Raw genomic sequence first — 22,838 nt, 5'->3', positions numbered from 1 at the left:
TAAAGGAAGAAGAAAATTGTCAGATAAGATGTGATTTAAGTCTCAAAAAACGAGGTTATTTTGGTGTTAACGTTCTGATTTTAATTGTTTTTGTAGGCTGGTTCACATTCGTGCAGCATAAGGCGTAGAACTGAGGAGGATGAGTCTTTTTTACATTGATCGCACACTGACGTCAGTTTTATCGCGATGTAATAAAGATCTTCATCTTGAACTAACAAATGAAAAAGGCGGAATGATGACTAAGAAAATGGTAAAGATGGGAACTCGTACCCTGATGCTTTCCGTTTTAACAACATGTGTATTGACAGCTTCAGCTTTCGCGAAGCCGGAAGAAGGCAAGTTGGTAATTTGGATCAATGGTGATAAAGGTTATGACGGGCTGGCACAGGTCGGCGAAAAATTTGCCAAAGAAACAGGCATTCCTGTTACGGTTGAACACCCCGATAAACTGGAAGAAAAATATACCCAGATTGCGGCCAATGGAGATGGACCTGATATTATTTTCTGGGCGCACGATCGCTTTGGGGGTTATGCCCAATCAGGGGTTGTCGCTGAAATTAACCCTGATAAATCGTTTATCGATAAGTTATACCCCTTTACATGGGATGCCGTTCGATATGATGGAAAATTGGTAGGATACCCTATTGCTGTTGAAGCGCTTTCTCTTATCTATAATAAAGATTTAATTCAATCGCCTCCCCAAACTTGGGAAGAAATCCCCGCCTTGGATAATGAACTGAAAAAGCAAAATAAAAGTGCAATCATGTTCAATTTACAGGAACCGTATTTCACTTGGCCGCTAATTGCTGCTGATGGTGGTTATGCCTTTAAAGCCGAAAATGGCCGTTACAATGTAAAAGACAGTGGCGTAAATAATGCAGGTTCTAAAGCGGGAATGCAATTTCTGATCGATTTAGTCAAAAATAAACATATCAATGCGGATATTGATTATTCCATTGCCGAAGCTACCTTCAATCAAGGCAAAACAGCAATGACGATTAACGGCCCTTGGGCCTGGTCCAATATCGATAAAAGCAAGATCAATTATGGAGTCGCCTTATTACCCACGTTTAAAGGAAACGCCTCTAAACCTTTTGTTGGCATTTTAACGGCGGGAATTAATGCGGCCAGTCCGAATAAAGAGTTAGCACAGGAATTTCTGGAAAATTACCTGCTGACTAATGAAGGGTTGGCAATGATGGACAAAGATAAGCCGTTGGGAGCGGTGGCTTTGAAATCTTATCAGACGATCCTTGAAAAAGATCCGCGTATTGCTGCAACGATGGAAAATGCTCGAAAAGGCGAAATTATGCCGAATATCTCCCAAATGAGCAGTTTCTGGTACGCAATGCGTAGCGCCGTTCTTAACGCGATCAGCGGACGTCAGGCGGTAGATGCTGCTCTTGATGATGCTAAAGCGAGAATAACAAAATAAAACGAATAACAGGCTCCTGATTTTGAGGAGCTTTAGCATCCTATTGTGATGGGATCTGAGCCATCACAATTATTGGTAACAGGAAGTGCAAAATGTCGGAGACATTAGAAAAAACGGTATGGTGGAAGCATTCTGCCTTAAAATGGTTTTCTGTAGGGCTATGCCTGCTTTTTACAGGGTATCTGGTTGTATTGATGTATGCGCAGGGAGAGTACCTGTTTGCAATGTTAACACTGGTATTACTGGGAAGTGGTATCTATGTTTTCTCCAATCGGAAGACTTATGTATGGCGCTATACTTACCCCGGAATTGCTGGAATAGGGCTGTTTATACTGTTTCCACTTATCTGCACGATTGCCATCGCGTTTACTAACTATAGCAGTACCAATCAATTGACCTTTGAACGTGCTCAGGCTGTATTAATGAGTCGCCACTATCAGACGGGGGAGCCATTTAATTTCAAACTTTATCCTGTGTCGGGACAGTGGGTATTAGCACTGAACGCAGCGGATAGCGAAAATTCATTAATATCTGAACCTTTTGTTCTGACCGGATCGGAAGAAATTACCCTACCTCTTCATGAACAGAAGAGCGAATTCACTGGTGATGCAGCGACATTACGTACCATTACTCAGTATCGGCAGGCATTGGGGCAATTGGCCGCCATTCTTCCTGATGGCAGGACGCTGAGAATGAGTTCTCTGCGCCAGTTTTCTGCGATCAACCCTCTTTACTCCCTTGATAAAGAGGGAATGACGCTGACAGATAAGCAAACGGGCACAACATACCGACCAAATATGGATACAGGGTTCTACCAATCCATTAATGCCGAGGGAGAATGGGCTAAGGAAACCTTAAGCCCTGGGTTCACCGTTTCTATTGGTTGGAAAAATTTTCTAAGAGTGGTACAGGATGAAGGTATCCAAAAGCCTTTTTTATCCATTTTTATCTGGACAATGGTTTTCTCCCTACTGACGGTTGTGCTGACAGTTGCCCTGGGTATGGTTCTCGCCTGCATTGTGCAATGGGAGGCGATTAAGGGGCGGGCAATTTATCGTGTACTGCTTATTTTGCCTTATGCGGTTCCCTCGTTTATTTCCATTCTGATTTTCAAGGGGTTGTTTAACCAGAGTTTTGGTGAAATTAATTTAGTTTTGAATGGGTTGTTTGGTCTGAAACCGGACTGGTTTACAGATCCAGCATTAGCCCGAACAATGTTGATTATCGTCAATACATGGTTGGGTTATCCCTATATGATGATTCTTTGCATGGGATTGCTGAAATCTATCCCTGATGATCTTTATGAAGCGTCGGCACTTGATGGTGCCGGGCCATGGCGAAATTTTACTAAAATTACGTTTCCATTATTAATTAAGCCATTAACACCGTTGATGATTGCCAGCTTTGCTTTTAACTTTAATAACTTTGTGCTAGTTCAATTGTTAACCAATGGGAAACCGGACCATATTGGAACAACGACACCTGCGGGTCATACCGATCTTTTGGTGAACTATACCTACCGTATCGCTTTTGAAGGTGGGGGTGGGCAGGATTTTGGTTTGGCAGCAGCCATTGCAACATTAATCTTTTTATTAGTCGGCGCATTAGCCATCATCAATTTGAAAACCACCCGCATTAAATTTGATTAAGGAGGAGAGAAGATGGCGATGGTACAACCCAAAACGCAACGATGGCGGGTATGGGGAACACAGATTATTATGCTGGCTTTTATTGCCCTTATTTTGTTCCCTTTGTTAATGGTAATTGCCATTTCTTTACGACCGGGTAATTTTGCTACGGGAAACCTGATCCCAGACACTATCTCATGGGAACATTGGAAATTGGTATTTGGTTACAGTGCAGAGTCTTCTGATGGACATGTCATACGACCCCCATTCCCGGTTATACAGTGGCTTTGGAATTCGGTAAAAGTCGCATTCATTACTGCCACTGGTATTGTGGCATTATCAACGACATGTGCTTATGCTTTTGCCCGCATGCGTTTTCGGGGAAAAAGTCCCTTACTCAAAGGAATGCTGATTTTTCAAATGTTCCCTCCGGTACTTTCTTTGGTGGCACTTTATGCCTTGTTTGATCGACTAGGAGAATATATTCCTTTCCTTGGACTCAATACCCATGGTGGTGTGATTTTTGCCTATATGGGTGGCATTGCTTTGCATGTTTGGACAATTAAAGGCTATTTCGAAACGATAGATCGCTCTTTAGAAGAAGCCGCTATGTTGGATGGCGCAACATCATGGCAAATTTTCCGTTTGATATTGCTGCCGTTGTCTGTACCTATATTGGCGGTGGTATTTATTTTGTCGTTTATTGGCGTCATTACCGAAGTACCCGTAGCCTCCCTGTTATTACGTGATGTAGACAATTACACGTTAGCAGTGGGAATGCAGCAATATCTGCATCCACAGAACTACCTTTGGGGCGATTTTGCCGCTGCTGCTGTGCTGTCTGCTATTCCTATCACGACGGTTTTCTTACTGGCTCAACGTTGGTTGGTTGGTGGATTAACATCGGGAAGTGTGAAAGGTTGATACTCGGTTTACTTGCTGTCAGTCAACGTTTTTTGTTTTTTCGGTTTGGTTCTTTGTTTTTGGTTTTGCTTTTCCCCCAATCACATTGATTTATATGTGATTGGGGATTTTTCTTTGCTGCCGCCGTACTATGACCTAAAATTTATTGGTTATGTAACAGAGGATGCAACGAATGGTGAATCCTGTTTTCGGCACTCTTCGATTGCTTGTAACAACTGGTTGATATGCGCATCTGCAAACATGGCTTCCAAAGTGGTGGTGAGCTTACGTCGCCAGTTAGGATATTCCTCTGTTGTGCCGGGAATATTCACCGGACGTTCCATATCCAGCCAGTCTTCCGGTTGTAATCCCAATAAGGCGCAAGCACTATGAGCGATATAGCGATGTATGCTGTGATTTATCGCGTCTGACATTGGATACTCAGTGTGTGTTAGAGATGATGATCCCTGCAATGAAGATCGGGTGTCTGATAAATAACCGTGACGATTTAGGCCGCTCAACAGTGCCTGTTTGCTGCGTTTACGTTCAGAATATAAATCGGCCAGAAGGGTTTTGTCAGGGTATAAGCCGATAGCTTCTCCTAAGGTTAAATCACCGTTTTGCCAGAACCCGCGCAAGGTTGGCAAGTCATGGGTAGTAATGGTTGCCATTGCTTGTGTGGGATATTCATTGGGAGAACGGTATTCACCTTGCTCGTTGCGTTCAAAATAAAATACCTTGTAGGAGTAAACGCCTCTATCCCGTAGCTTATCGACAATTTCTTCCGGCACAATCCCCAAATCTTCGCCTATTACCAGGCAATGATTACGCTGACTTTCCAATGCTAATATGGCTAATAAATCATCAACCGGATAGTGGACATAGACGCCTTTATCGGCGGTTTCTCCCTGTGGTATCCACCAGAGTCTGAGTAGAGACATGACATGATCAATACGCAATGCCCCGCAATGACGCATGTTGCTACGTAACAATTCGATGAAAGGTTGATAGGCTTGAGCTTTTAATACATGGGGATTCATTGGTGGAAGCCCCCAATTTTGCCCCAATGGCCCTAGAATATCGGGCGGAGCACCCACCGATGCTTTAGTGCAATAGATGTTTCGGTTACACCAGGTTTCGGAACCACCTTGAGCTACACCGACGGCGAGATCACGATAAATACCTATCGGCATGTGAGTGGCCTGGCTGAGAGTGAAACATTCGGCAAGCTGGATATCCGCTAGCCATTGTAGCCAAAGAAAAAACGCTATTTCTTGTGGGTGTGAATGACAAAATGCCTTTACCGCATCGCTCTCCGGTTCACGGTATTCTTCCGGCCATACCGGCCAACCCCAATAAATATTATTTTCCTCATATAGTTGATGATGCAGAGCATCATAAGCTGCTTGAAAATAAAGATTTTTGCCACCTTTTGTCACAAACTGTTGGAAAGCGATTTGTTGGGGATCATCATCAGAGCGTAACTTAAATTGCGGATAAGCCAGACGCAACGCAGCCATTTTTAGTGTCATGACAGTAGTGTAATCGACCCACTCCACTTGACGAGCTTGCTGGAGTTTGAGCTGTGTTTCCGTTGAGTGCCACCACTTTTGTGCTGAGGCGCTGAGATTAAAATCTTCCACCTGATCTACGGCAATATAAATGATATTCAGCCAGTGACGGGAAGATGGGCTATAAGGGCTGGCATTTTCAGGCATTGCAGGATAGATAGCATGAAGGGGATTTAGGCCAATAAAAGCACCACCCCGCAATGCCAGTTCTTGCAGCATCTGTTTCAGATCACCAAAATCGCCGATACCCCAGTTATTTTCTGAACGCAGGGTATAAAGCTGGACACAAGCTCCCCATAATTTTTTACCTTGCGTTATGGCATCGGGTTCGTAACAACGCTCGGGCGCAACAATCAGTTGTATAGCACGTTGCTGAGCATGCGTTTCTGATCCCGCCTTCGGTATTAGGTTCAGTGTGTGATACCCCAAGGCGAGTTCAATCGGCAATGTCAGTTGAAACTGGCAGTGCCCATGAAATATTTCCCCTTGTTCCGTATGGATCTGCCACTGGTAATGGTGAGCTTCTTCCAGAGAAAGCGTTGTCTGTCCCTGGATAATCACCTTAACTTCTGGAAAGGAAGACGTGTGTAACGGAAAAACCGGTCTCTCGACCGGTATATTTGTATTCATGGCTTCCAGTATTCGATACCTGGTTTCAGCAGGGATTGCCTGGGGTTTTCCATAGGCATTAATATATTCTCTGGCAATGCCTGCCTCAGTTGCCAATTCATTGAGGCGTTTGTTTTCCATACTAAATCCCTATTTGATTTTCCAGATACGTTGTTGATAATCCTGGATAGCACGGTCAGAACTAAATTTACCCATGCGAGCGGTATTGAGCACAGTACTGTGTGTCCAACCTTGAGTATCACGGTAGCGAATATCAATTTGCTGATGAGCGCGGCAGTAAGAGGCAAAATCAGCCAGTACTAAATATGGGTCACCGCCATCAGTCAAGCTATGTAACATGAGATCAAATGCATGAGTATCTCCGTGGCTGAATTCACCCTTGGCGAGGGAATCAAGAATATCTTTCAGATGTTGATCTTGCAGGAGTATCATTTGAGGGTTGTAATGGCTGTTCAGTAAGGCTTTTGCTTCTTCCACGGTGTTTCCGAAAATAAAAATATGCTCATTTCCTACCTGTTCGGCGATTTCGACATTCGCACCATCCAGCGTTCCGATAGTGAGTGCACCGTTTAACGCTAATTTCATATTGCCTGTCCCAGACGCTTCTTTACCAGCGGTGGAAATTTGTTCTGATACATCGGCTGCTGGGATCATCAGTTCTGCTACAGAAACATTGTAATCAGGAATAAAGGCAATTTTGATGCGATCTCGGACGATCGGATCATGATTGATGATGTCGGCGGCATGATTGATGGCCGAAATAATGTTTTTTGCCAGATAGTAGCCGGGAGCGGCTTTGGCACCGAATAAGAAAACACGGGGATGGATATCCAGAGCAGGATTTTCCTGAATCTGCCGGTACAGGGACAAGATATGGAGCAAGTTCAGATGTTGACGTTTGTATTCATGCAGACGTTTGATCTGTATATCGAAAATAGCCTGGGGATCAATTTTGAGTCCCATAACCTTATTGACATAGTTAGACAGGCGAATTTTGTTGTTTTGCTTAATGTTTCGATAATTTTCACGGAAATTTGCATCGTCAGCATAAGGTTCGAGCTGCTTCAAAGCGGTAAGATCATCACTCCATTCATGACCTAATGTTTGGTTAATCAGTGAAGAGAGTGCGGGGTTACACTGTTTTAACCAACGGCGTGGTGTGACACCATTAGTGACGTTGTGGAATTTAGTTGGCCACAATTGATGATATTCGGGAAACAGATCGGTCACAATCAAGGATGAGTGCAGCGCTGCGACACCATTGATAGCAAAGCAGGCGACAACACAAAGGTTAGCCATCCTGACTTGATTGTCGTGGATAACCGCTAACTTTTCCCAGACTTGCTGATTACCAGGCCAGATTTGCTCCACTCTTTTTTTAAAGTGCCGGTTAATTTCGTGGATGATACGGTGATGGCGTGGCAGGAGTTCACTCATCAGTTGCTCATCCCAGCGCTCCAAGCCCTCTGGCAGCAAGGTATGGTTAGTATAGGCGAACGTTTTCCCTGTGATTTCCCATGCGGCTTCCCAACTTAATTGATACTCATCAAGCAACAGACGCATCATTTCAGGAATGGCAATTGTTGGATGTGTATCGTTAAGCTGAATCACTTCGTATCGCGACAATTCTTCTATTTTTCGTCCTGCCTGTTGATGACGGTGCAGGATATCGGCTACGGCACAAGCACACTGAAAATATTGTTGCATCAGGCGCAACCGCTTACCGGTATGGTGATTATCATTCGGGTAGAGCACTTTGGTCAGGCTGGCGGCATCAATGCCCTGTTGCTCAGCTTGCAGGAACTGCCCATCATTGAAAAGGGATAAGTCAAACGGGTTGTCGCATGTTGCTTGCCACAGGCGAAGAGGTTGTATGACCCCGTTGTGATACCCAATGACGGGTAAATCCCATGCTTCACCGATCAAGGTAAATGCGGGGAGCCAATTTTCGTGGCCATCGGCAGTTGTCACCATTTCACCGCCAAAGCTGACGTCAACTTTTAACTGTGTGTTATGGTGAAACCAGGGATAGGACTCGCGCTCCCAATCATCGGGGGTTTCAATTTGTTGGCCATTTTTAAACGATTGGCGGAAGAGACCATATTGATAATTGAGGCCATAGCCTGTAGCAGGTTGATTAAGCGTCGCCATGGCATCGAGAAAACAGGCTGCCAGTCTCCCCAATCCACCATTGCCTAAGGCCGGATCGGTTTCTTCTTCCAGTATGTCACTCAACATGACGCCATCTTCTGCCAGATAAGACTGAATATCGTCATACCAATCAAGGTTTAATAAATTATTGGCAGTCAGCCGGCCTATCAGAAACTCCATCGAGATGTAGTTCACATGACGTTGACTGTCAGAAGATGGATTGACAGAGGACGGTTGACTGGAAAGAGGAAGTAGTTCAGAAACCGCTGCACTAATAGCTTGCCACCACTGATGTGGTGTCATTTCCTGGGCTGAATTGAGGCCGAAACCTTGCCATTTGCGCGCGAGTGCTGCCTGAAAGACGGTTTTATCGAGCTTCGGGCCTTTACCGGATGCCAAGGCGGTTTTTTCATTTAATGTCGATAGTTGCATGGTGTCGTCATCCTGTCACTGAATGAAGAAAATTTGAGAAATTATTTAGGTGATATGCTGAAGGTTAGTGGCACGGGAAACATCATCCCGTAAAAATATTCGCAGGGAGGAGTGCAAGGGCGTAGCTATTTTTTGCGAACTTTTCCGCAATTTGATCGGGAAATAGCAAGGTTATCATCAAAGAATGTGACAAGGTGCAATTTAACACAATGAAATTAATCAACTTGTTTGCAAAAGATGTGGGTTTCTCTACATTTGTTGGGCGTTGGTGGTGTTAATGTTGTCATTGACTTAATCGTATCAGACAGAATTCAGGTATCCGTTTTGTACATTGCGTGTGAGGGGAGAAATTAATGCTTATCCCATCGAAACTCAGTCGCCCTCTTCGGCTTAATAATATGGTTATGCGGGAGCGCCTGTTAGAAAAGTTTAATGAAATTCAGAATAATCGGTTGGTATTGATAACCAGTCCTGCTGGGTATGGTAAAACCACCCTAATGTCACAATGGGCTGCGGGACAGGAATATCTTGGCTGGTATTCTCTTGATGACAGAGATAATCAACCGGAGCGTTTCGCTAGCTATTTAATCGCTGCGATTCAACAGGCAACACAGGGGCACTGTGTAAAAAGTGAAATACTGGCCCAGAAACATCAATATGCCAATTTGCCTGCATTGTTTGCACAATTATTTATTGATCTTAGCGAATGGCAGCACTCGATTTTTCTGGTGATCGATGACTATCATCTGATCGTGAATGAGGTTATTCATGATGCAATGCGTTTTTTTCTTCGTCACCAGCCAGAAAACCTCACGTTAGTGGTTTTATCACGCCATTTGCCTTCTTTGGGCATTGCTAACTTACGTGTCCGGGAGCAGTTATTGGAGATTGATAGTCAGCAGCTGGCTTTTGATTATCAGGAAACACAGCAATTTTTCGCTAAGCGGTTAGGCTATCCATTGGAACACGAACAGTGTAAACAGTTATGCAATGATGTTGCAGGGTGGGCAACAGCCTTGCAATTGATTGCACTTTCTGCCCGTCAATCAGGTCGCGTAGCCGAATTATCAGTAAAGCGACTTTCAGGAATTAATGCCAGCCATCTTGCCGATTATTTGGTGGACGAGGTGCTAAATCGAGTGGATCAGACGACGCGGGATTTCTTGTTGTATAGCTCTATCTTACGTTCTATGAATGATGGCCTGATTGTTTGTCTGACGGGAGAGGAAAATGGTCAGCAACGTTTGGAAGATATTGAACGTCAGGGCTTGTTTATTCAACGAATGGATGATTCTGGTGAGTGGTTCTGTTTTCATCCCTTGTTTGCCTCATTTTTGCGTCAGCGCTGTCAATGGGAAATGGCGGCAAAATTACCTGAATTACACCGAGTTGCTGTGAAAGGATGGTTGATGCAGGGATATCCGGGGGAAGCCATTCATCATGCTTTGGCCGCAGGAGATATGATTTTGCTGCGGGATATTTTGCTGGAACATGCCTGGGAATTATTTAACCACAGTAAACTTTCCCTATTAGAAGAGTGTATGAATGCACTGCCATATGAACAGCGGTTGGAAAGCCCTCGTCTGGTCTTGTTACAGGCGTGGTTGGCACAGAGTCAGCATCGTCATTATCAGGTCAATGCGTTATTGAATCAGGCAGAACAATCACTAAAGCAGAAACAAATCACGATTGAGCCGGAATTACTGGCAGAGTTTGATGCTCTGAGAGCCCAGGTAGCGATTAACGATGGGCGGCCGGATGAGGCTGATGTTTTGGCGGAAAAGGCACTGGCAACGTTACGGCCGGATAATCAGTATGGTCGTATTGTGGCGATGTCAGTGAAAGGGGAAGTATTGCACTGCAATGGTCACCTGGTGGATGCCCTGGCATTAATGAAGCAAACAGAACAACTTGCGCGTTTTTGTCATGTTTATCACTACGCTTTATGGGCGCTGTTACAACAAAGCGAAATTTTACTGGCACAAGGTTATTTGCAGGCGGCTTATGATACTCAGACTCATGCTTTTGATTTAATCCGTGAGCAGCATCTGGAGCAATTGCCCATGCATGAGTTTTTGCTCAGGATCCGCTCACAACTTTTGTGGTGTTGGGCTCGTATTGATGAATCAGAAGCGGCCGCTCGTCAGGGGTTGGACGTGTTGGCGAATTACCAGCCACAACAGCAATTGCAATGCTTTACCCAATTGGCAAAGTGCTCTTTGGTTCGAGGAGATATTGATAACGCCCGCCGCTACTTGACGCGTTGTGAAAATTTACTGAGTAATGGGCGATACCACCAAGATTGGCGGACAAATACCGATAAATTACGTGTCATTATTTGGCAGAATTTGGAAGATAGCCATTCGTTGACCCAATGGCTGGCGCAGGCAGAACGCCCCGACAGTTTTTGTAACCATTTCAATCAAAATCAATGGCGGAATATTGCGCGAGCTAAAATTTTACTGGGCCAGTATGAGGAAGCGGGTTCTATTTTAGGGAAGCTGAATGCCCATGCAAGAAAGTTACAATTAGTCAGTGATTTAAATCGTAATCTTCTACTGTGTAATTTGCTTTACTGGCAACTTGGCCGCAAGGCTGAAGCTCAGGATGTTTTAATGGAAGCCCTGAATTTGGCCAATCGCACGGGGTTTATCAGCCATTTTGTGATTGAAGGTGAGCTGATGGCTTTACAATTACGCCAGCTTATTCAATTGAATATATTGCCTGAGATGGAACAACATAGGGCTCAGCGTATTCTTCGAGAAATTAACCGACAGCACCGACATAAATTTGCTCATTTTGATGAAACATTTGTAGAACAGTTACTCACCCATCCTGACGTCCCTGAGCTTATTCGCAATAGTCCACTGACTCAGCGTGAATGGCAGGTATTGGGGTTGATTTATTCTGGTTACAGTAACGAGCAGATCGCCGCAGAGCTGGATGTAGCAGCAACTACGATAAAAACGCATATACGTAATTTATATCAGAAAATGGGGATTACTCACCGACAGGAAGCTATTCAGCAGGCGCAGAAATTGATGCGAATGATAGGGTTAGGCGTTTAGCAATTAGCCCTCAATATCATTTCTATTAATTTTAATATAATTAATTATTGTTAATGAGTAATTATATGATTTTTCAAATTTAAATTGAATTTTAAAATTTATTTAATATTTTTTGTGGCCTTTTTGTGATCGAAATAAAATTTAAATGCGCTTAATCTAATCTCATCGCAGTAAGTATGTTTTGTCTCTGTTTAATACATTTAATTATTTTATTCGGTTAATTGTTTTATTCAGGTAATTGTTTAATACAAACTAGTCGTGGTGAGTAATTATGGAAAACACAAACCATCTTGAGAGTATGCTTTCTCGCTTTGTTGGTCAGGGCCCTTATTTGATCATTGATGGTGAAAAACAGATTGACGCAGCATCAGGTACTTTTAATTTGCCGCTGGGTTATACAAATAAGCGCATAGCAGAAAAACTCAAACAGCAGATTGATCGATGTACGCATTTGAGTTCGGCTTATACACATGAAATGTCACAATATATTTTAAGTAAATTACTGAAATATACGCCTGAGGGCGTCGATCGGATTTGGCTGCGAGATGTTTCTGGATCGGGTGCAGTTGAATGCGCTATCCGTATTGCGCAGAAAGCAACGGGGCGTTCAGGCGTTATTTCATTTTTTCTGGCTCACCACGGCCAATCTCTTGCAACCGCACAGATTTCTGGTAATGCATTCAGAATTAAAGACTTCCATATCAATATCGATGGTTCGATTAAAATTCCGGCACCAGAGAGTGTTCTTGCAGGAACACAATTACAGCCAAATGAAGCACAATTTGTCGATTTAGAGCAATTTATTCAATTAGGTTCTAACGACAATATCGCATGTCTGATTATTGAACCGATTCAGGGGAACGGTGGAAATACGGTTTTTCCTGTGGCTTTCTACCGGAAAATCAGGGAAATTTGTCATCAACATGGCATCATCATTATCGCGGATGAAGTCCAGACTGGTTTTGGTCGCACAGGGACATTCTTTGCTTCGACGGGTTATGCCAAGGCGTTAGAGCCGGATATTATTGTTTTTGCCAAAGGCGCTGGTGGTATTGGTATTCCAACCGGGGGCGTATTAATGCGTCATTCACTGGATGTATTGGAAACATTCGAACACTCCAGCACTTCAGGTGCTAACCCGCTCTCTTTGGTTGCCCTCAACGAAATTATCGACATTATTGAAGATGAGAACATTCTGGAAAATGTGCAACAAAATGAAGCTTATTTGCGTGATGGTTTGTTGACATTACAACAGCAATACCCAGCGATCACGGGGGTGAGAGGTGTGGGGTATATGTATGGTTTTGACACGCCAAGCCCAAGTTTTGCAGCACAGGTGATAGCAACAGCCAGCCGTCATCACCTGATCTTGCGGGGTTCCCGTTATGGTAAGGGTAGAACAATCAAAGTTCGTCCGCCGCTAATTTGTACACAGGCGCATTTGGCGGAAATCCTGCATAAATTGGATCTCACTTTTGCAGAATTAACGGCTATGGCACAGAGCCGTAAGGAGGTTTCCCATGCTAGCGCTTAAATATCATCAAGCTTGGGATGTTGAAATTCAGCAGGTTGCATCTTTGTCTTGTATTGAACCCGATGATGTTGTTGTTGATATTGCAGTGTGTGGTATTTGTGGCACGGATGTGGGGATTATCACTGATGATTACCCTGTCGCAATACCGGGAACAACATTAGGTCATGAAACGACGGGAGTCGTATCCCAAATTGGCAGTGGTGTGACTCAGTTTCAGGTGGGAGACCGCGTTGTCATCAACCCGACTTACAGTTGTGGGCATTGTCGGCTGTGTCGGATCGGCAGTCCCAATCATTGTGAGAGAAAACAAGGAACAGAAGCCGGTGTTTCCTATGATGGCGCATTTGCTGAACAATATTTGGCAAAAGAAAACCTACTTATCAAGCTGGATGATCATGTCAGCATGGAAGAAGCTTCACTGACTGAACCTCTGAGCTGTACCTTAACCGGCGTGGATAAACTGGCGATCACGCATACCGATATTCGTGCCGCTGTCGCAGGCGCTGGCCCTATGGGGATGTTGTACATTTGGGCGCTGTATGAGCGGGGTGTAAGGGCCTTTATGGTCGAAAAAAATGAGCACCGAATTCAGTATGCAAGATCACATGTACCTCCCGAGTGCCAGGTGTATTCTGGCTTTGATGAAGCACTGGCGCAGGAATATGGCGAGACATCGGCACTGATTGATTTATGTGTGGATACGACGGGGCAGTTGACCGAATATATTTTTGATCACTTGGCTCCGGGGGGGAAATTGCTGAATGTGGCCTTGAAAGACAAACATGCCAATCTGGATATGATGAAAATCGCGGATAAAAGTCTTTCAGTGATAGGTTCCATTGATTCCCTAAATAACAGTTTTGCGCGTGCTTACGCCATGATCCGGGATGGCATCATCCCTGTGAAACGTTTTATTAGCCAGATCGTTGATTTCAAGGATTACCAGCAAGCTTTTCTTACTGTTGGCTGTGATATTGCGTCGAAATCTCAAGTCCCTCTCAGTACGCCAAACTGTAAGGTGTTGATTCGCATATCTGACTTAACGTGATCGATTTTCTGCATCATTGATCCTTTTGAAGGGCTATTTTCGATAACAGGATGTAATTCGATGAATAAATGCAATGTCATTTTTGATATCGATGGCGTCATAGTCGATAGTGAGCAGCTACATTTTGATGTATTGATTGATGTCGTTACTGATGCATTAGCAAAACAGGATGTGACTCAAATCAGTGCAATCCAGCCTCAGCAATTGATTGGATTAAGTTTAACGGAAACGTTGAATAAGGTTGGTGTTCCTTTATCAATGCATCAAAGCATGACAGAAAAAATTATTTCGCATTATCAGGAAAAATTGTCCGTGCATTACTTGCGTCCGGGCGTCACTGATGTGATTGCTGCCTTGCAACGCAATGGCACGAACTTTGGGTTTGTTTCCACTGCGCCGCGCCATGTGTGTCTGGCCAATCTTGGTTTGTTGGCATTGAAAGATCCGCCCGCTTTGATTTCTGGTGACGATGTGGAAAGAACAAAGCCTTTTCCTGATCCTTATTTGGCTATGCTGAAATTGAAAGAGATGGATGTGCGACAAACGTTGGTAATTGAAGATACGGATTTGGGCATTTCGGCTGCGAAACAGGCGGGTATTCCGTGGATATATGCTTGGCCTCATGCTTTGTCGGGAACCGAGCAATATGAACAGGCTTCCTGTGTGATTGAGACACTAACGGAAATTCCCCAGTTTTCAGCGATAAGAGTAATAAATCGACACGAATAATATCTGCGTCATGCTTATTCAGCACCAATATAGGACACCTTCCACCAATTTTGGCGGAAGGTGTTGTTGAGAGGATATTGTTTGGAAAATATTGTTTGGAAGATATGGTTAAAAAAATAGTGTCTGGAGGAATGACATTGTCTGAAGAATATGCAGTCTCTTCAAGAAAACAGCCGATCATGGCAACGCGAATTTCGTTTTTTATTGCGGGATTCAGTATTGCAAGTTGGGCGCCATTGATCCCGTTAGTAAAAGAAAGATTGGGGTTGAGTGATGGCTCTATGGGGTTTTTGATTCTGGTGTTTGGTATTGGATCTTTCGTGATGATGCCTGTTGCAGGCATGTTGGCGACCCGCTTTGGTTGTCGCAAGGTTTTTACCTTTTTTGCCTTGTTGGCTGTTTTGATATTACCGGGTTTAAGTGTATTTTCGACGCCATTAACAATGGCTTGTGCTTTATTCGTGTTCGGTATGGGCATTGGCGCGACAGATGTCGTTATCAATATCCATGCGGTTAATATTGAGAAAAGAGAGCATCAACCGGTTATGTCGGGCTTTCATGCCTTGTTCAGCTTAGGCGGAATTGCAGGGGCAGGTACTGTCAGTCTATTGTTGTTCCTGAACGTACCGTCTTTTCTGGTCACCCTGGCTGTCGCCATATTTGTTATCTTGCTATTGTTACCCACGTGGAATGGCATGTTGGATCATACTGAAATGGAGGAAACCCAATTTTTTGCCTTACCTCGTGGTATTGTTATTCTGATTGGCACGCTCTGTTTTGTCGTTTACTTGATGGAAGGTTCTATGCTGGATTGGAGCGGAATTTTATTGAGTAGCGTGCATAATATGAGCAGTCATCAGGCGGGTTTTGGCTATACACTTTTTGCCATTACCATGACTGCGGGGCGCTTTTTGGGTGATAAGATCATTGCGGTGTGTGGATATCGGCGTATGTTTTTAGGCAGCGCAATGTTGGCGACGTTAGGTTTTGTGTTGATCTATCTGGCATCCAGCATCATTCTGCTGGGTATTTCTTTCCTGATGATAGGGGCGGGGTTATCCAATTTGGCACCGATGTTTTTTACGGCTTCAGGTCAGCAAAAAGTGATGCCTGATGCATTGGCTGTATCTGCTGTTTCGACGATGGGGTATTCCGGGATTTTGCTTGGGCCTGCCATTATTGGTGGTTTGGCGCAACAGGTCACGTTGCATGGTGCCTTTGCCTGTATTGCAGTACTTTCCCTTTCATTGTTAGCGGGATATGGTTTGATTAATCCTACCAAAAGATAACAGGGTAAATAGTGATGAATTTGCAGCAATGTCATTGGTTGAATGAACCTGCTTTGTGGCGGTGCCAGGATGATGAGCTTCATGTTACGACAGACAATAAAACCGATTTCTGGCGTGATACCTGGTATGGCTTTCAGCGTCATAGTGGCCATGTATTTGGTGGCTATGTGAATGATTTTAAACTTGAAGGTGGGTTTACTTTCCAATTTTGCATCGAAGGTCAGTTTGAACAATTATATGATCAGGCGGGCGTTATGTTGCTGGCGGATGAGCAACATTGGTTAAAAGCAGGTATTGAGCATTCTGATGGTCAGGCAACCATTGGCAGTGTATTGACGAATGGGTGTTCTGACTGGGCGATGGGAATTTTTCCCGGTAATCCCGATAAGTTCTGGTTGCGCATCACTTACAGTGATGGGGCGATCAGGTTGCAGTACTCCACTGATGGCGAGACATGGCCGTTACTGAGGCTGTCTCCTTTTACGATTGGCAATAATCAGCGTATTTTTATCGGTGCGATGTGCTGCTCGCCAGAGCGTGAAGGATTACAGGTGAAGTTTTCCGATTTCAGGCTAACCTCATCGTTGAAAAAACACCTGCATGATTTAAGTTAAACGCTTATCTAACACCCTAAATGAAGGATCAAAACTATCGTTCTAAAACTATCGACCTAAATAATTATCCCAATCCTTCCAAACAGGTTGTAAACCTGATTTGATCAAGGCTTCGGCTACTTGAAAAACAGGACGATTATCGTGAGGAGCGAATTGTTCCAGCTCATGATGCCCGTCAGCATAGCCGCCCGGCTGTGTTTTTGAACCCGCACTAATATTGTTGATAGCAAGAGGGACAACGTGATCACGGAAGAACGGGGATTCACGGGTAGAAAGGGATAGCTCCACCTCTGGTGCCAGCAGGCGGAATGCACAAATCAGTTGTACGAGTTCGGCTTCACTCATTGAAGAGGCCGGTTTCATGCCGCCCGCACAGGGGCGCAAGCGTGGAAAAGAGATGGAGTAACGACTTTTCCAATACTGTTTTTGCAGGAAAAGCAGGTGTTCCGCCACCATATAACAGTCTGTCCGCCAATTGGGGGACAGCCCGATGAGGGCACCTAACCCAATCTTGTCTATGCCCGCGCGTCCAAGGCGTTCGGGCGTTTCCAGACGCCAGTGGAAATCCTGCTTTTTGCCTTTCAAATGGTGCAATTGGTAACTGGGTTGATGGTAGGTTTCCTGATAGACCATAACACCGTCTAATCCCAGTGCTTTCAGTTCCGCATATTCCTCCTGCGCTAGAGGCTGTACTTCCATTGAAACAGCACTAAAATGGCGGTGGATCACGGGAAGGTAGCGACGAAAATAATCCATGCCAACTTTGTTCTGGTGTTCCCCGGTGACCAGCAGGATATGTTCAAATCCCCGCTTTTTCAGTGCGAGGCATTCCGCTTCAATCTCCTGTTCATTGAGCGTCTTACGCTTAATGTGATTACTCATGGAAAAACCACAATAAGTACAGTCGTTGGCGCACAGATTGGAAAGATAGAGTGGGATAAAAAATCCCACGGTGTTTCCAAAACGCTGCCGAGTGAGTTGTTGGGCACGTTGAGCGAGCGGTTCAAGATAAGGTTGTGCCGCAGGGGAGAGCAACGCCATAAAATCATCCAACGTCAAACGTTCGCAGCTTAGCGCATGTTCAACATCCTCTGATGTTTTGCTGTTAATGTGTAGCGTAATGTCATCCCAGTCCAGTCGTTGCCAATATTGGCTGAAAGTGTGTGCTGTCATAATACCCCCAGAAAATCGGTCAGCGGACTGGAAGCCTCAGCATGGGATTTCTGACTCGCAACACCGGCCTGATGTGATAGTTCGCCGGCTTCAATGGCCGTTTTAAAGGCTTGCGCCATTTTGACTGGATCGCGGGCAACAGCAATAGCGGTATTGACCAGCACGGCATCCGCGCCCATTTCGATCGCGGCCAATGCATGGCTTGGTGCGCCGATCCCCGCATCCACGATAACAGGCACATTGGCCTGTTCGATGATGATCTGTAGAAAATCACGAGTCAGTAATCCCTTATTTGATCCGATGGGGGCACCCAATGGCATAACCGCCGCACAGCCGACGTCTTCCAGCCGACGACACAGGACAGGATCTGCACCACAGTAAGGCAGGACGATAAATCCCTCTTTTACCAGTTGTTCTGCCCCTTTCAGCGTTTCAATGGGATCGGGCAGCAAATATTTTACATCGGGGTGGATTTCTAATTTAATCCAGTGAGTTCCTAATGCTTCTCGTGCAAGACGAGCGGCAAATACGGCTTCTTCGGCCGTTTTTGCCCCGGAGGTATTTGGCAGCAGTTTGACGCCCAACTGTTGCAGGGGCGCGAGTATGCCATCATCATTACCGTGGAGATCAATGCGTTTCATTGCCATCGTGACCAATTGGCTACCCGAGGCACGGATCGCCTCGATCATCACTTCAGCATGGGAAAACTTGCCCGTTCCCGTCAATAAGCGGGAGTGAAAGGTTGTATCTGCAATTTTTAACATAAAGTTAGCCTCCAGCAATTTTAGCCACCCGCAATAGCCTGAAACAGCAAGATATTGTCGCCGTCATTAATCTGATGGGTACGCCATTCTGAACGTGGAATAATCGCTTGGTTGATAGCCAACGCTGTACCGGTTTGAGTGCGCTTGATATGTTCCAGTAATTGTTGCACTGTCATGGGTGCATTTAATGTGATGGTTTGATCATTGACGATAATATTCATGCGACTGCTTTTCCTGGCTGTGTTTCATCACGATTGGTTTCGAGCGTCAGCGTTTTTTTACTGACTGTGTTGCAAATGGGGCATTGTGATGAGCGCGTAAGCTGTAGTGTGCTCCAGCTTTGTTGTTTGCCATCAAACAGCCGGAGTTTTCCGTTTAGAGGAGAAGGAAGCCCTGCCAGCATTTTGATGGCTTCTAACGATTGCAATGTGCCGATCACACCAACAATGGGACCTAAGACACCCGCTGTTCGGCAATTTCTGTGAGGCTCTTCTTGATCAGGATAAAGGCAGGCATAGCAGCCGTGCAGGTAAGGCGGGGTCAATACCAGCAATTGTCCACTAAAACCGACAGCGCTGCCACTGATGAGAGACTTGTTTTCTGCCATGCAGGCTGCATTGATGGCATGACGGGTTGCCATGTTATCACAACAATCCAGTACCAGATCAACCTGTCTGACCGCATTCATCAATGAGTTACCCTTTTGGCGCTCGGTGAGATCAGTGATGGTGATCAAGGGATTTAGCTCAGCCAGCTGTTTTGCCGCTAATTGGGCTTTATTGGCCGGAATATCTGCTGTACGGTAGAGAATCTGGCGTTGTAAATTTGAAATCTCTAACTGGTCATCATCTGCCAGATAAAGGTGTCCCACGCCTGCCGCAGCGAGATAGAGCGCCGCCGGGGCGCCTAAGCCACCAAGGCCGACAATCAGCACCTTGCTGATTTTTAACTTCGCTTGTCCTTCCGGGCCAATGTCTTCCAGCAGCAATTGGCGACTGTAACGCATGAATTCTTGATCGCTTAACATAAAAGCCTCCCGTTTTGTCCCCCAGCCGTTTTGCCTTCAATTAAATGAAGTAATCTGGCTGTTGCTTGTTGCCAATCTTTTGTTTGCGTGATCGCACTGACCAGTGCCACCCCACCGACTCCGGTTGCCACGACATCCGGTACTCGCGCTAATGAGATCCCGCCAATGGCAACGGTGGGGTACTCTGGCGTTATATCAACTTGATATTTAAGCGCTTCAAGCCCCTGTGGTAGCGAAGGCATCGCTTTCGTGGCAGTGGGAAAAATGTGTCCGAGGGCAATATAAGAGGGACGCAGGGATTTCGCCCGCGTCAGTTCTTGTTCATTGTGGGTAGAAATACCCAGCCGCAATCCGGCTTGCTGGATGGCATTAAGATCGGCAATTTCAAGATCTTCCTGTCCCAAATGAACGCCATAGGCCTGGTGTTTGATCGCCAGACGCCAATAATCATTGATAAATAGACGGGCGTGATAGTGATGACCCAGTGCAATGGCGGTTTGAATCTCTTTTTCCACCTGTTCTTCGGGTTGATCTTTGATGCGCAATTGCAGGGTTTTGACCCCCGTTTCCAGTAATCGCTCAATCCAGATCAGAGAATCCACAACAGGATACAGCCCTAATCGGTGCACGGTTGGGACAAAAGGGGCTTGTGGCAGCGTGCCGGTTGGATTTGTATTGATCGCGGGCATCTCAGGCTGTTCTTTTATTATGAGCTGGTTTTTCATGAGCTACCTCTTTCTGCGCTGTGATAGAGCTCGCTGCCACGGGCATGAAATTCTGCGGACATCTGTTCCATTCCGGCTTCCTGTTCCAGTTTTGCGGCATAGTCGCGCACGTCCTGCGTGATTTTCATTGAGCAGAACTTCGGCCCGCACATGGAACAGAAATGGGCAACTTTGCCTGATGCTTGTGGCAGCGTTTCATCGTGATAGGCACGGGCGGTATCGGGATCAATGGCCAGATTAAATTGATCTTCCCAACGGAATTCAAAACGTGCTTTTGACATGGCATTGTCACGGATTTGAGCACCCGGATGACCTTTGGCAAGATCCGCGGCATGGGCGGCAATTTTGTAAGTAATCAGCCCCTGTTTGACATCGTCCTTGTTGGGCAAGCCGAGATGCTCTTTGGGGGTGACATAACACAGCATGGCACAGCCAAACCAGCCAATCATGGCAGCGCCGATGCCTGAGGTGAAATGGTCATAACCTGGCGCGATATCGGTCGTTAATGGCCCTAATGTATAAAAGGGTGCCTCGTGGCAATGTTCCAGTTCTTCCGTCATATTGCGGCGGATAAGTTGCATTGGGATATGCCCCGGCCCTTCGATCATCACTTGAACATCGTACTCCCATGCGATTTTGGTCAGTTCACCGAGTGTATGCAGTTCGGAAAATTGGGCTTCATCATTAGCATCCTGAATTGAACCGGGACGCAAGCCATCTCCCAAAGAGAGAGAGACATCATAGGCAGCACAAATTTCACAGATTTCGCGGAAATGGGTGTAAAGAAAATTTTCCTGGTGATGAGAAAGGCACCACTTCGCCATAATGGAGCCGCCACGGGAAACAATGCCTGTCAGGCGTTTGGCGGTCATTGGTACGTAACGCAGTAATACGCCGGCGTGAATCGTGAAATAATCCACCCCTTGTTCCGCCTGTTCCAGCAAGGTATCGCGGAACATTTCCCATGTCAGGTTTTCTGCTATACCGTTGACTTTTTCCAGTGCCTGGTAAATCGGTACTGTCCCGATGGGAACCGGACTATTTCGCAGTATCCATTCACGGGTTTCGTGAATGTAGCGTCCGGTAGAGAGATCCATCACCGTATCGGCTCCCCAACGGGTAGACCAAATCAGTTTTTCCACCTCTTCTTCAATGGATGATGTGACGGAGGAGTTGCCGATATTCGCATTGATTTTTACCAGGAAATTGCGACCAATAATCATGGGTTCGGATTCCGGGTGGTTAATATTGGCGGGGATAATCGCACGACCCGCCGCGACTTCCTGTAGGACAAATTCCGGCGTAATGTTTTCCGGTAAGTTAGCACCGAAACGCTGTCCTGGATGTTGCTGGCGTAAGACTTCGCTGCGAATACGCTCGCGTCCCATGTTTTCGCGCAGGGCGATAAACTCCATTTCTGGTGTGATAATGCCGCGGCGTGCATAGTGCAATTGGGTGACACGTTTACCCGGTTTCGCTTTCAGGGGATGTGGTCGATGGTGAAAGCGTAAATGATCCAATCCCGCATCGGCGAGGCGTTGTTGGGTAAAATCGGAACTGAGGACGGGAACGGGTTCGGTATCATGACGTTCATCAATCCACGGCTGGCGGATTTTACATAGACCAATCTGTACATTCAGGACGGTATCAGGATCACCATAAGCGCCAGAAGTATCATAAACGGGAACAGACTCGTTTTCTTCAAATTGAGGTTCCTCTTTCGTGCCCCCGATAAGGGTGGGTGAGAGTTGGATTTCTCGCATCGGAACTTGAATATCGTGGCGCGAGCCTGCAAGGTAAATACGCGTTGAATTGGGGAAGGTTACGCCTTGAACGGAATTGATAAACGCTTGTGCTGCATCGCGTTGCGCCTTACGCGGTCTTGTTGGATGAACTTCTGGCGAAAGATCAGCCGTTGGAATAATGGTATTGGAAACCATGTTATTTGAAATAACGGTCTCATTGGACTTAGACATAGCAAATTCCTGACTGTGTTGTTGCCTGTCTCATTGCTGAGCGGGCTTACGTTGAGAAAATTGCTTGTCTGGAGCTCGCAGGGAGTAATAGTTGATGCCAAACAGTAGGTGTACACGATATTGACCGAGGGTGTACACAAT

At 45.5% G+C, this 22,838-nt stretch carries 17 protein-coding genes; 9 read left to right on the top strand and 8 right to left on the bottom strand.

What is annotated here, in order from left to right; genetic code table 11:
* Positions 1-247 precede the first annotated feature (247 nt).
* The 3 genes from malE (at position 248) to malG (ending at position 3,987) form a co-directional block, all read left to right on the top strand.
* Positions 248-1,435 (top strand): maltose/maltodextrin ABC transporter substrate-binding protein MalE, encoded by a 1,188-nt coding sequence (gene malE / locus XPG1_RS14245; RefSeq protein ID WP_157879570.1) that lies wholly within the window; start codon positions 248-250, stop codon positions 1,433-1,435.
* Positions 1,436-1,527: 92 nt separating this feature from the next.
* The gene (gene malF / locus XPG1_RS18560) at positions 1,528-3,084 is read left to right on the top strand and encodes a maltose ABC transporter permease MalF (protein ID WP_045959631.1); all 1,557 of its coding nucleotides are present in this window, start codon (positions 1,528-1,530) and stop codon (positions 3,082-3,084) included.
* Between the two features lie 12 nt (positions 3,085-3,096).
* A complete protein-coding gene (malG, locus tag XPG1_RS18555) occupies positions 3,097-3,987 on the top strand; it encodes a maltose ABC transporter permease MalG (RefSeq protein ID WP_045959630.1) in 891 nt (296 codons plus the stop codon).
* Positions 3,988-4,136: 149 nt separating this feature from the next.
* Here the strand turns inward: malG and malQ are convergent, their stop codons facing one another.
* Together malQ and malP are read right to left on the bottom strand one after the other, a co-directional pair.
* Positions 4,137-6,287 (bottom strand): 4-alpha-glucanotransferase, encoded by a 2,151-nt coding sequence (malQ, locus tag XPG1_RS14230; protein WP_045959629.1) that lies wholly within the window; start codon positions 6,285-6,287, stop codon positions 4,137-4,139.
* A gap of 9 nt (positions 6,288-6,296) precedes the next feature.
* Entirely contained in the window at positions 6,297-8,750 is a 2,454-nt protein-coding gene (gene malP, locus XPG1_RS14225) for a maltodextrin phosphorylase (RefSeq protein WP_045959628.1), read from the bottom strand.
* A gap of 353 nt (positions 8,751-9,103) precedes the next feature.
* On the opposite strand from malP, the gene malT reads away from it, so the two are divergent.
* The 6 genes from malT to XPG1_RS14195 all read left to right on the top strand — a co-directional run bounded on the left by malT (position 9,104) and on the right by XPG1_RS14195 (position 17,032).
* Positions 9,104-11,818 carry an HTH-type transcriptional regulator MalT gene (gene malT / locus XPG1_RS14220; RefSeq protein ID WP_045959626.1) on the top strand — a complete coding sequence of 905 codons (2,715 nt, stop codon included), beginning with the start codon at positions 9,104-9,106 and terminating at the stop codon, positions 11,816-11,818.
* 271 nt (positions 11,819-12,089) lie between these two features.
* A complete protein-coding gene (locus tag XPG1_RS14215) occupies positions 12,090-13,352 on the top strand; it encodes a class-III pyridoxal-phosphate-dependent aminotransferase (protein WP_045959625.1) in 1,263 nt (420 codons plus the stop codon).
* The gene (locus tag XPG1_RS14210; protein WP_045959624.1) at positions 13,339-14,400 is read left to right on the top strand and encodes a zinc-dependent alcohol dehydrogenase; all 1,062 of its coding nucleotides are present in this window, start codon (positions 13,339-13,341) and stop codon (positions 14,398-14,400) included. Before XPG1_RS14215 ends, XPG1_RS14210 begins: the two co-directional genes overlap by 14 nt.
* A 60-nt stretch (positions 14,401-14,460) precedes the next feature.
* Complete coding sequence (locus XPG1_RS14205; RefSeq protein WP_045959623.1) at positions 14,461-15,129, top strand: HAD family hydrolase; 669 nt, start codon at positions 14,461-14,463, stop codon at positions 15,127-15,129.
* Positions 15,130-15,260: 131 nt separating this feature from the next.
* Positions 15,261-16,418: an MFS transporter gene (locus XPG1_RS14200; RefSeq protein ID WP_173425907.1), complete on the top strand. Its 1,158-nt coding sequence runs from the start codon at positions 15,261-15,263 to the stop codon at positions 16,416-16,418.
* A 14-nt stretch (positions 16,419-16,432) separates the two neighbouring features.
* Positions 16,433-17,032 carry a DUF1349 domain-containing protein gene (locus tag XPG1_RS14195; RefSeq protein WP_045959622.1) on the top strand — a complete coding sequence of 200 codons (600 nt, stop codon included), beginning with the start codon at positions 16,433-16,435 and terminating at the stop codon, positions 17,030-17,032.
* A gap of 48 nt (positions 17,033-17,080) precedes the next feature.
* On the opposite strand, the gene thiH is transcribed toward XPG1_RS14195, so the two are convergent.
* Genes thiH through thiC form a run of 6 tightly spaced genes read right to left on the bottom strand, consistent with a single transcriptional unit; the run spans position 17,081 to position 22,661 of the window.
* Positions 17,081-18,205, bottom strand: a complete 1,125-nt coding sequence (gene thiH, locus XPG1_RS14190; RefSeq protein WP_045959621.1) for a 2-iminoacetate synthase ThiH — start codon at positions 18,203-18,205, stop codon at positions 17,081-17,083.
* On the bottom strand, positions 18,202-18,969 hold the full coding sequence (locus XPG1_RS14185; RefSeq protein ID WP_045959620.1) for a thiazole synthase: 768 nt from the start codon (positions 18,967-18,969) through the stop codon (positions 18,202-18,204). Before XPG1_RS14185 ends, thiH begins: the two co-directional genes overlap by 4 nt.
* A 20-nt stretch (positions 18,970-18,989) precedes the next feature.
* On the bottom strand, positions 18,990-19,190 hold the full coding sequence (gene thiS / locus XPG1_RS14180; RefSeq protein WP_045959619.1) for a sulfur carrier protein ThiS: 201 nt from the start codon (positions 19,188-19,190) through the stop codon (positions 18,990-18,992).
* The gene (locus tag XPG1_RS14175; protein WP_045959618.1) at positions 19,187-19,996 is read right to left on the bottom strand and encodes a HesA/MoeB/ThiF family protein; all 810 of its coding nucleotides are present in this window, start codon (positions 19,994-19,996) and stop codon (positions 19,187-19,189) included. Before XPG1_RS14175 ends, thiS begins: the two co-directional genes overlap by 4 nt.
* A complete protein-coding gene (gene thiE, locus XPG1_RS14170) occupies positions 19,990-20,685 on the bottom strand; it encodes a thiamine phosphate synthase (protein WP_045960795.1) in 696 nt (231 codons plus the stop codon). Before thiE ends, XPG1_RS14175 begins: the two co-directional genes overlap by 7 nt.
* A 32-nt stretch (positions 20,686-20,717) precedes the next feature.
* Positions 20,718-22,661 carry a phosphomethylpyrimidine synthase ThiC gene (gene thiC / locus XPG1_RS14165; protein ID WP_045960793.1) on the bottom strand — a complete coding sequence of 648 codons (1,944 nt, stop codon included), beginning with the start codon at positions 22,659-22,661 and terminating at the stop codon, positions 20,718-20,720.
* Between the last annotated feature and the right edge of the window lie 177 nt (positions 22,662-22,838).

The sequence above is a fragment of the Xenorhabdus poinarii G6 genome (genome assembly GCF_000968175.1).
Lineage (GTDB): Bacteria > Pseudomonadota > Gammaproteobacteria > Enterobacterales > Enterobacteriaceae > Xenorhabdus > Xenorhabdus poinarii.
Note: the sequence above shows the minus strand (reverse complement) of the source record. Positions and strands in the feature narration are given on the sequence as shown.

Coding starts and splice junctions, on each gene's coding strand:
- malE (WP_157879570.1), top strand. CDS start 248: ATGGTAAAGATGGGAACTCGTACCCTGATGCTTTCCGTTTTAACAACA.
- malF (WP_045959631.1), top strand. CDS start 1,528: ATGTCGGAGACATTAGAAAAAACGGTATGGTGGAAGCATTCTGCCTTA.
- malG (WP_045959630.1), top strand. CDS start 3,097: ATGGCGATGGTACAACCCAAAACGCAACGATGGCGGGTATGGGGAACA.
- malQ (WP_045959629.1), bottom strand. CDS start 6,287: ATGGAAAACAAACGCCTCAATGAATTGGCAACTGAGGCAGGCATTGCC.
- malP (WP_045959628.1), bottom strand. CDS start 8,750: ATGCAACTATCGACATTAAATGAAAAAACCGCCTTGGCATCCGGTAAA.
- malT (WP_045959626.1), top strand. CDS start 9,104: ATGCTTATCCCATCGAAACTCAGTCGCCCTCTTCGGCTTAATAATATG.
- XPG1_RS14215 (WP_045959625.1), top strand. CDS start 12,090: ATGGAAAACACAAACCATCTTGAGAGTATGCTTTCTCGCTTTGTTGGT.
- XPG1_RS14210 (WP_045959624.1), top strand. CDS start 13,339: ATGCTAGCGCTTAAATATCATCAAGCTTGGGATGTTGAAATTCAGCAG.
- XPG1_RS14205 (WP_045959623.1), top strand. CDS start 14,461: ATGAATAAATGCAATGTCATTTTTGATATCGATGGCGTCATAGTCGAT.
- XPG1_RS14200 (WP_173425907.1), top strand. CDS start 15,261: ATGACATTGTCTGAAGAATATGCAGTCTCTTCAAGAAAACAGCCGATC.
- XPG1_RS14195 (WP_045959622.1), top strand. CDS start 16,433: ATGAATTTGCAGCAATGTCATTGGTTGAATGAACCTGCTTTGTGGCGG.
- thiH (WP_045959621.1), bottom strand. CDS start 18,205: ATGACAGCACACACTTTCAGCCAATATTGGCAACGACTGGACTGGGAT.
- XPG1_RS14185 (WP_045959620.1), bottom strand. CDS start 18,969: ATGTTAAAAATTGCAGATACAACCTTTCACTCCCGCTTATTGACGGGA.
- thiS (WP_045959619.1), bottom strand. CDS start 19,190: ATGAATATTATCGTCAATGATCAAACCATCACATTAAATGCACCCATG.
- XPG1_RS14175 (WP_045959618.1), bottom strand. CDS start 19,996: ATGTTAAGCGATCAAGAATTCATGCGTTACAGTCGCCAATTGCTGCTG.
- thiE (WP_045960795.1), bottom strand. CDS start 20,685: ATGCCCGCGATCAATACAAATCCAACCGGCACGCTGCCACAAGCCCCT.
- thiC (WP_045960793.1), bottom strand. CDS start 22,661: ATGGTTTCCAATACCATTATTCCAACGGCTGATCTTTCGCCAGAAGTT.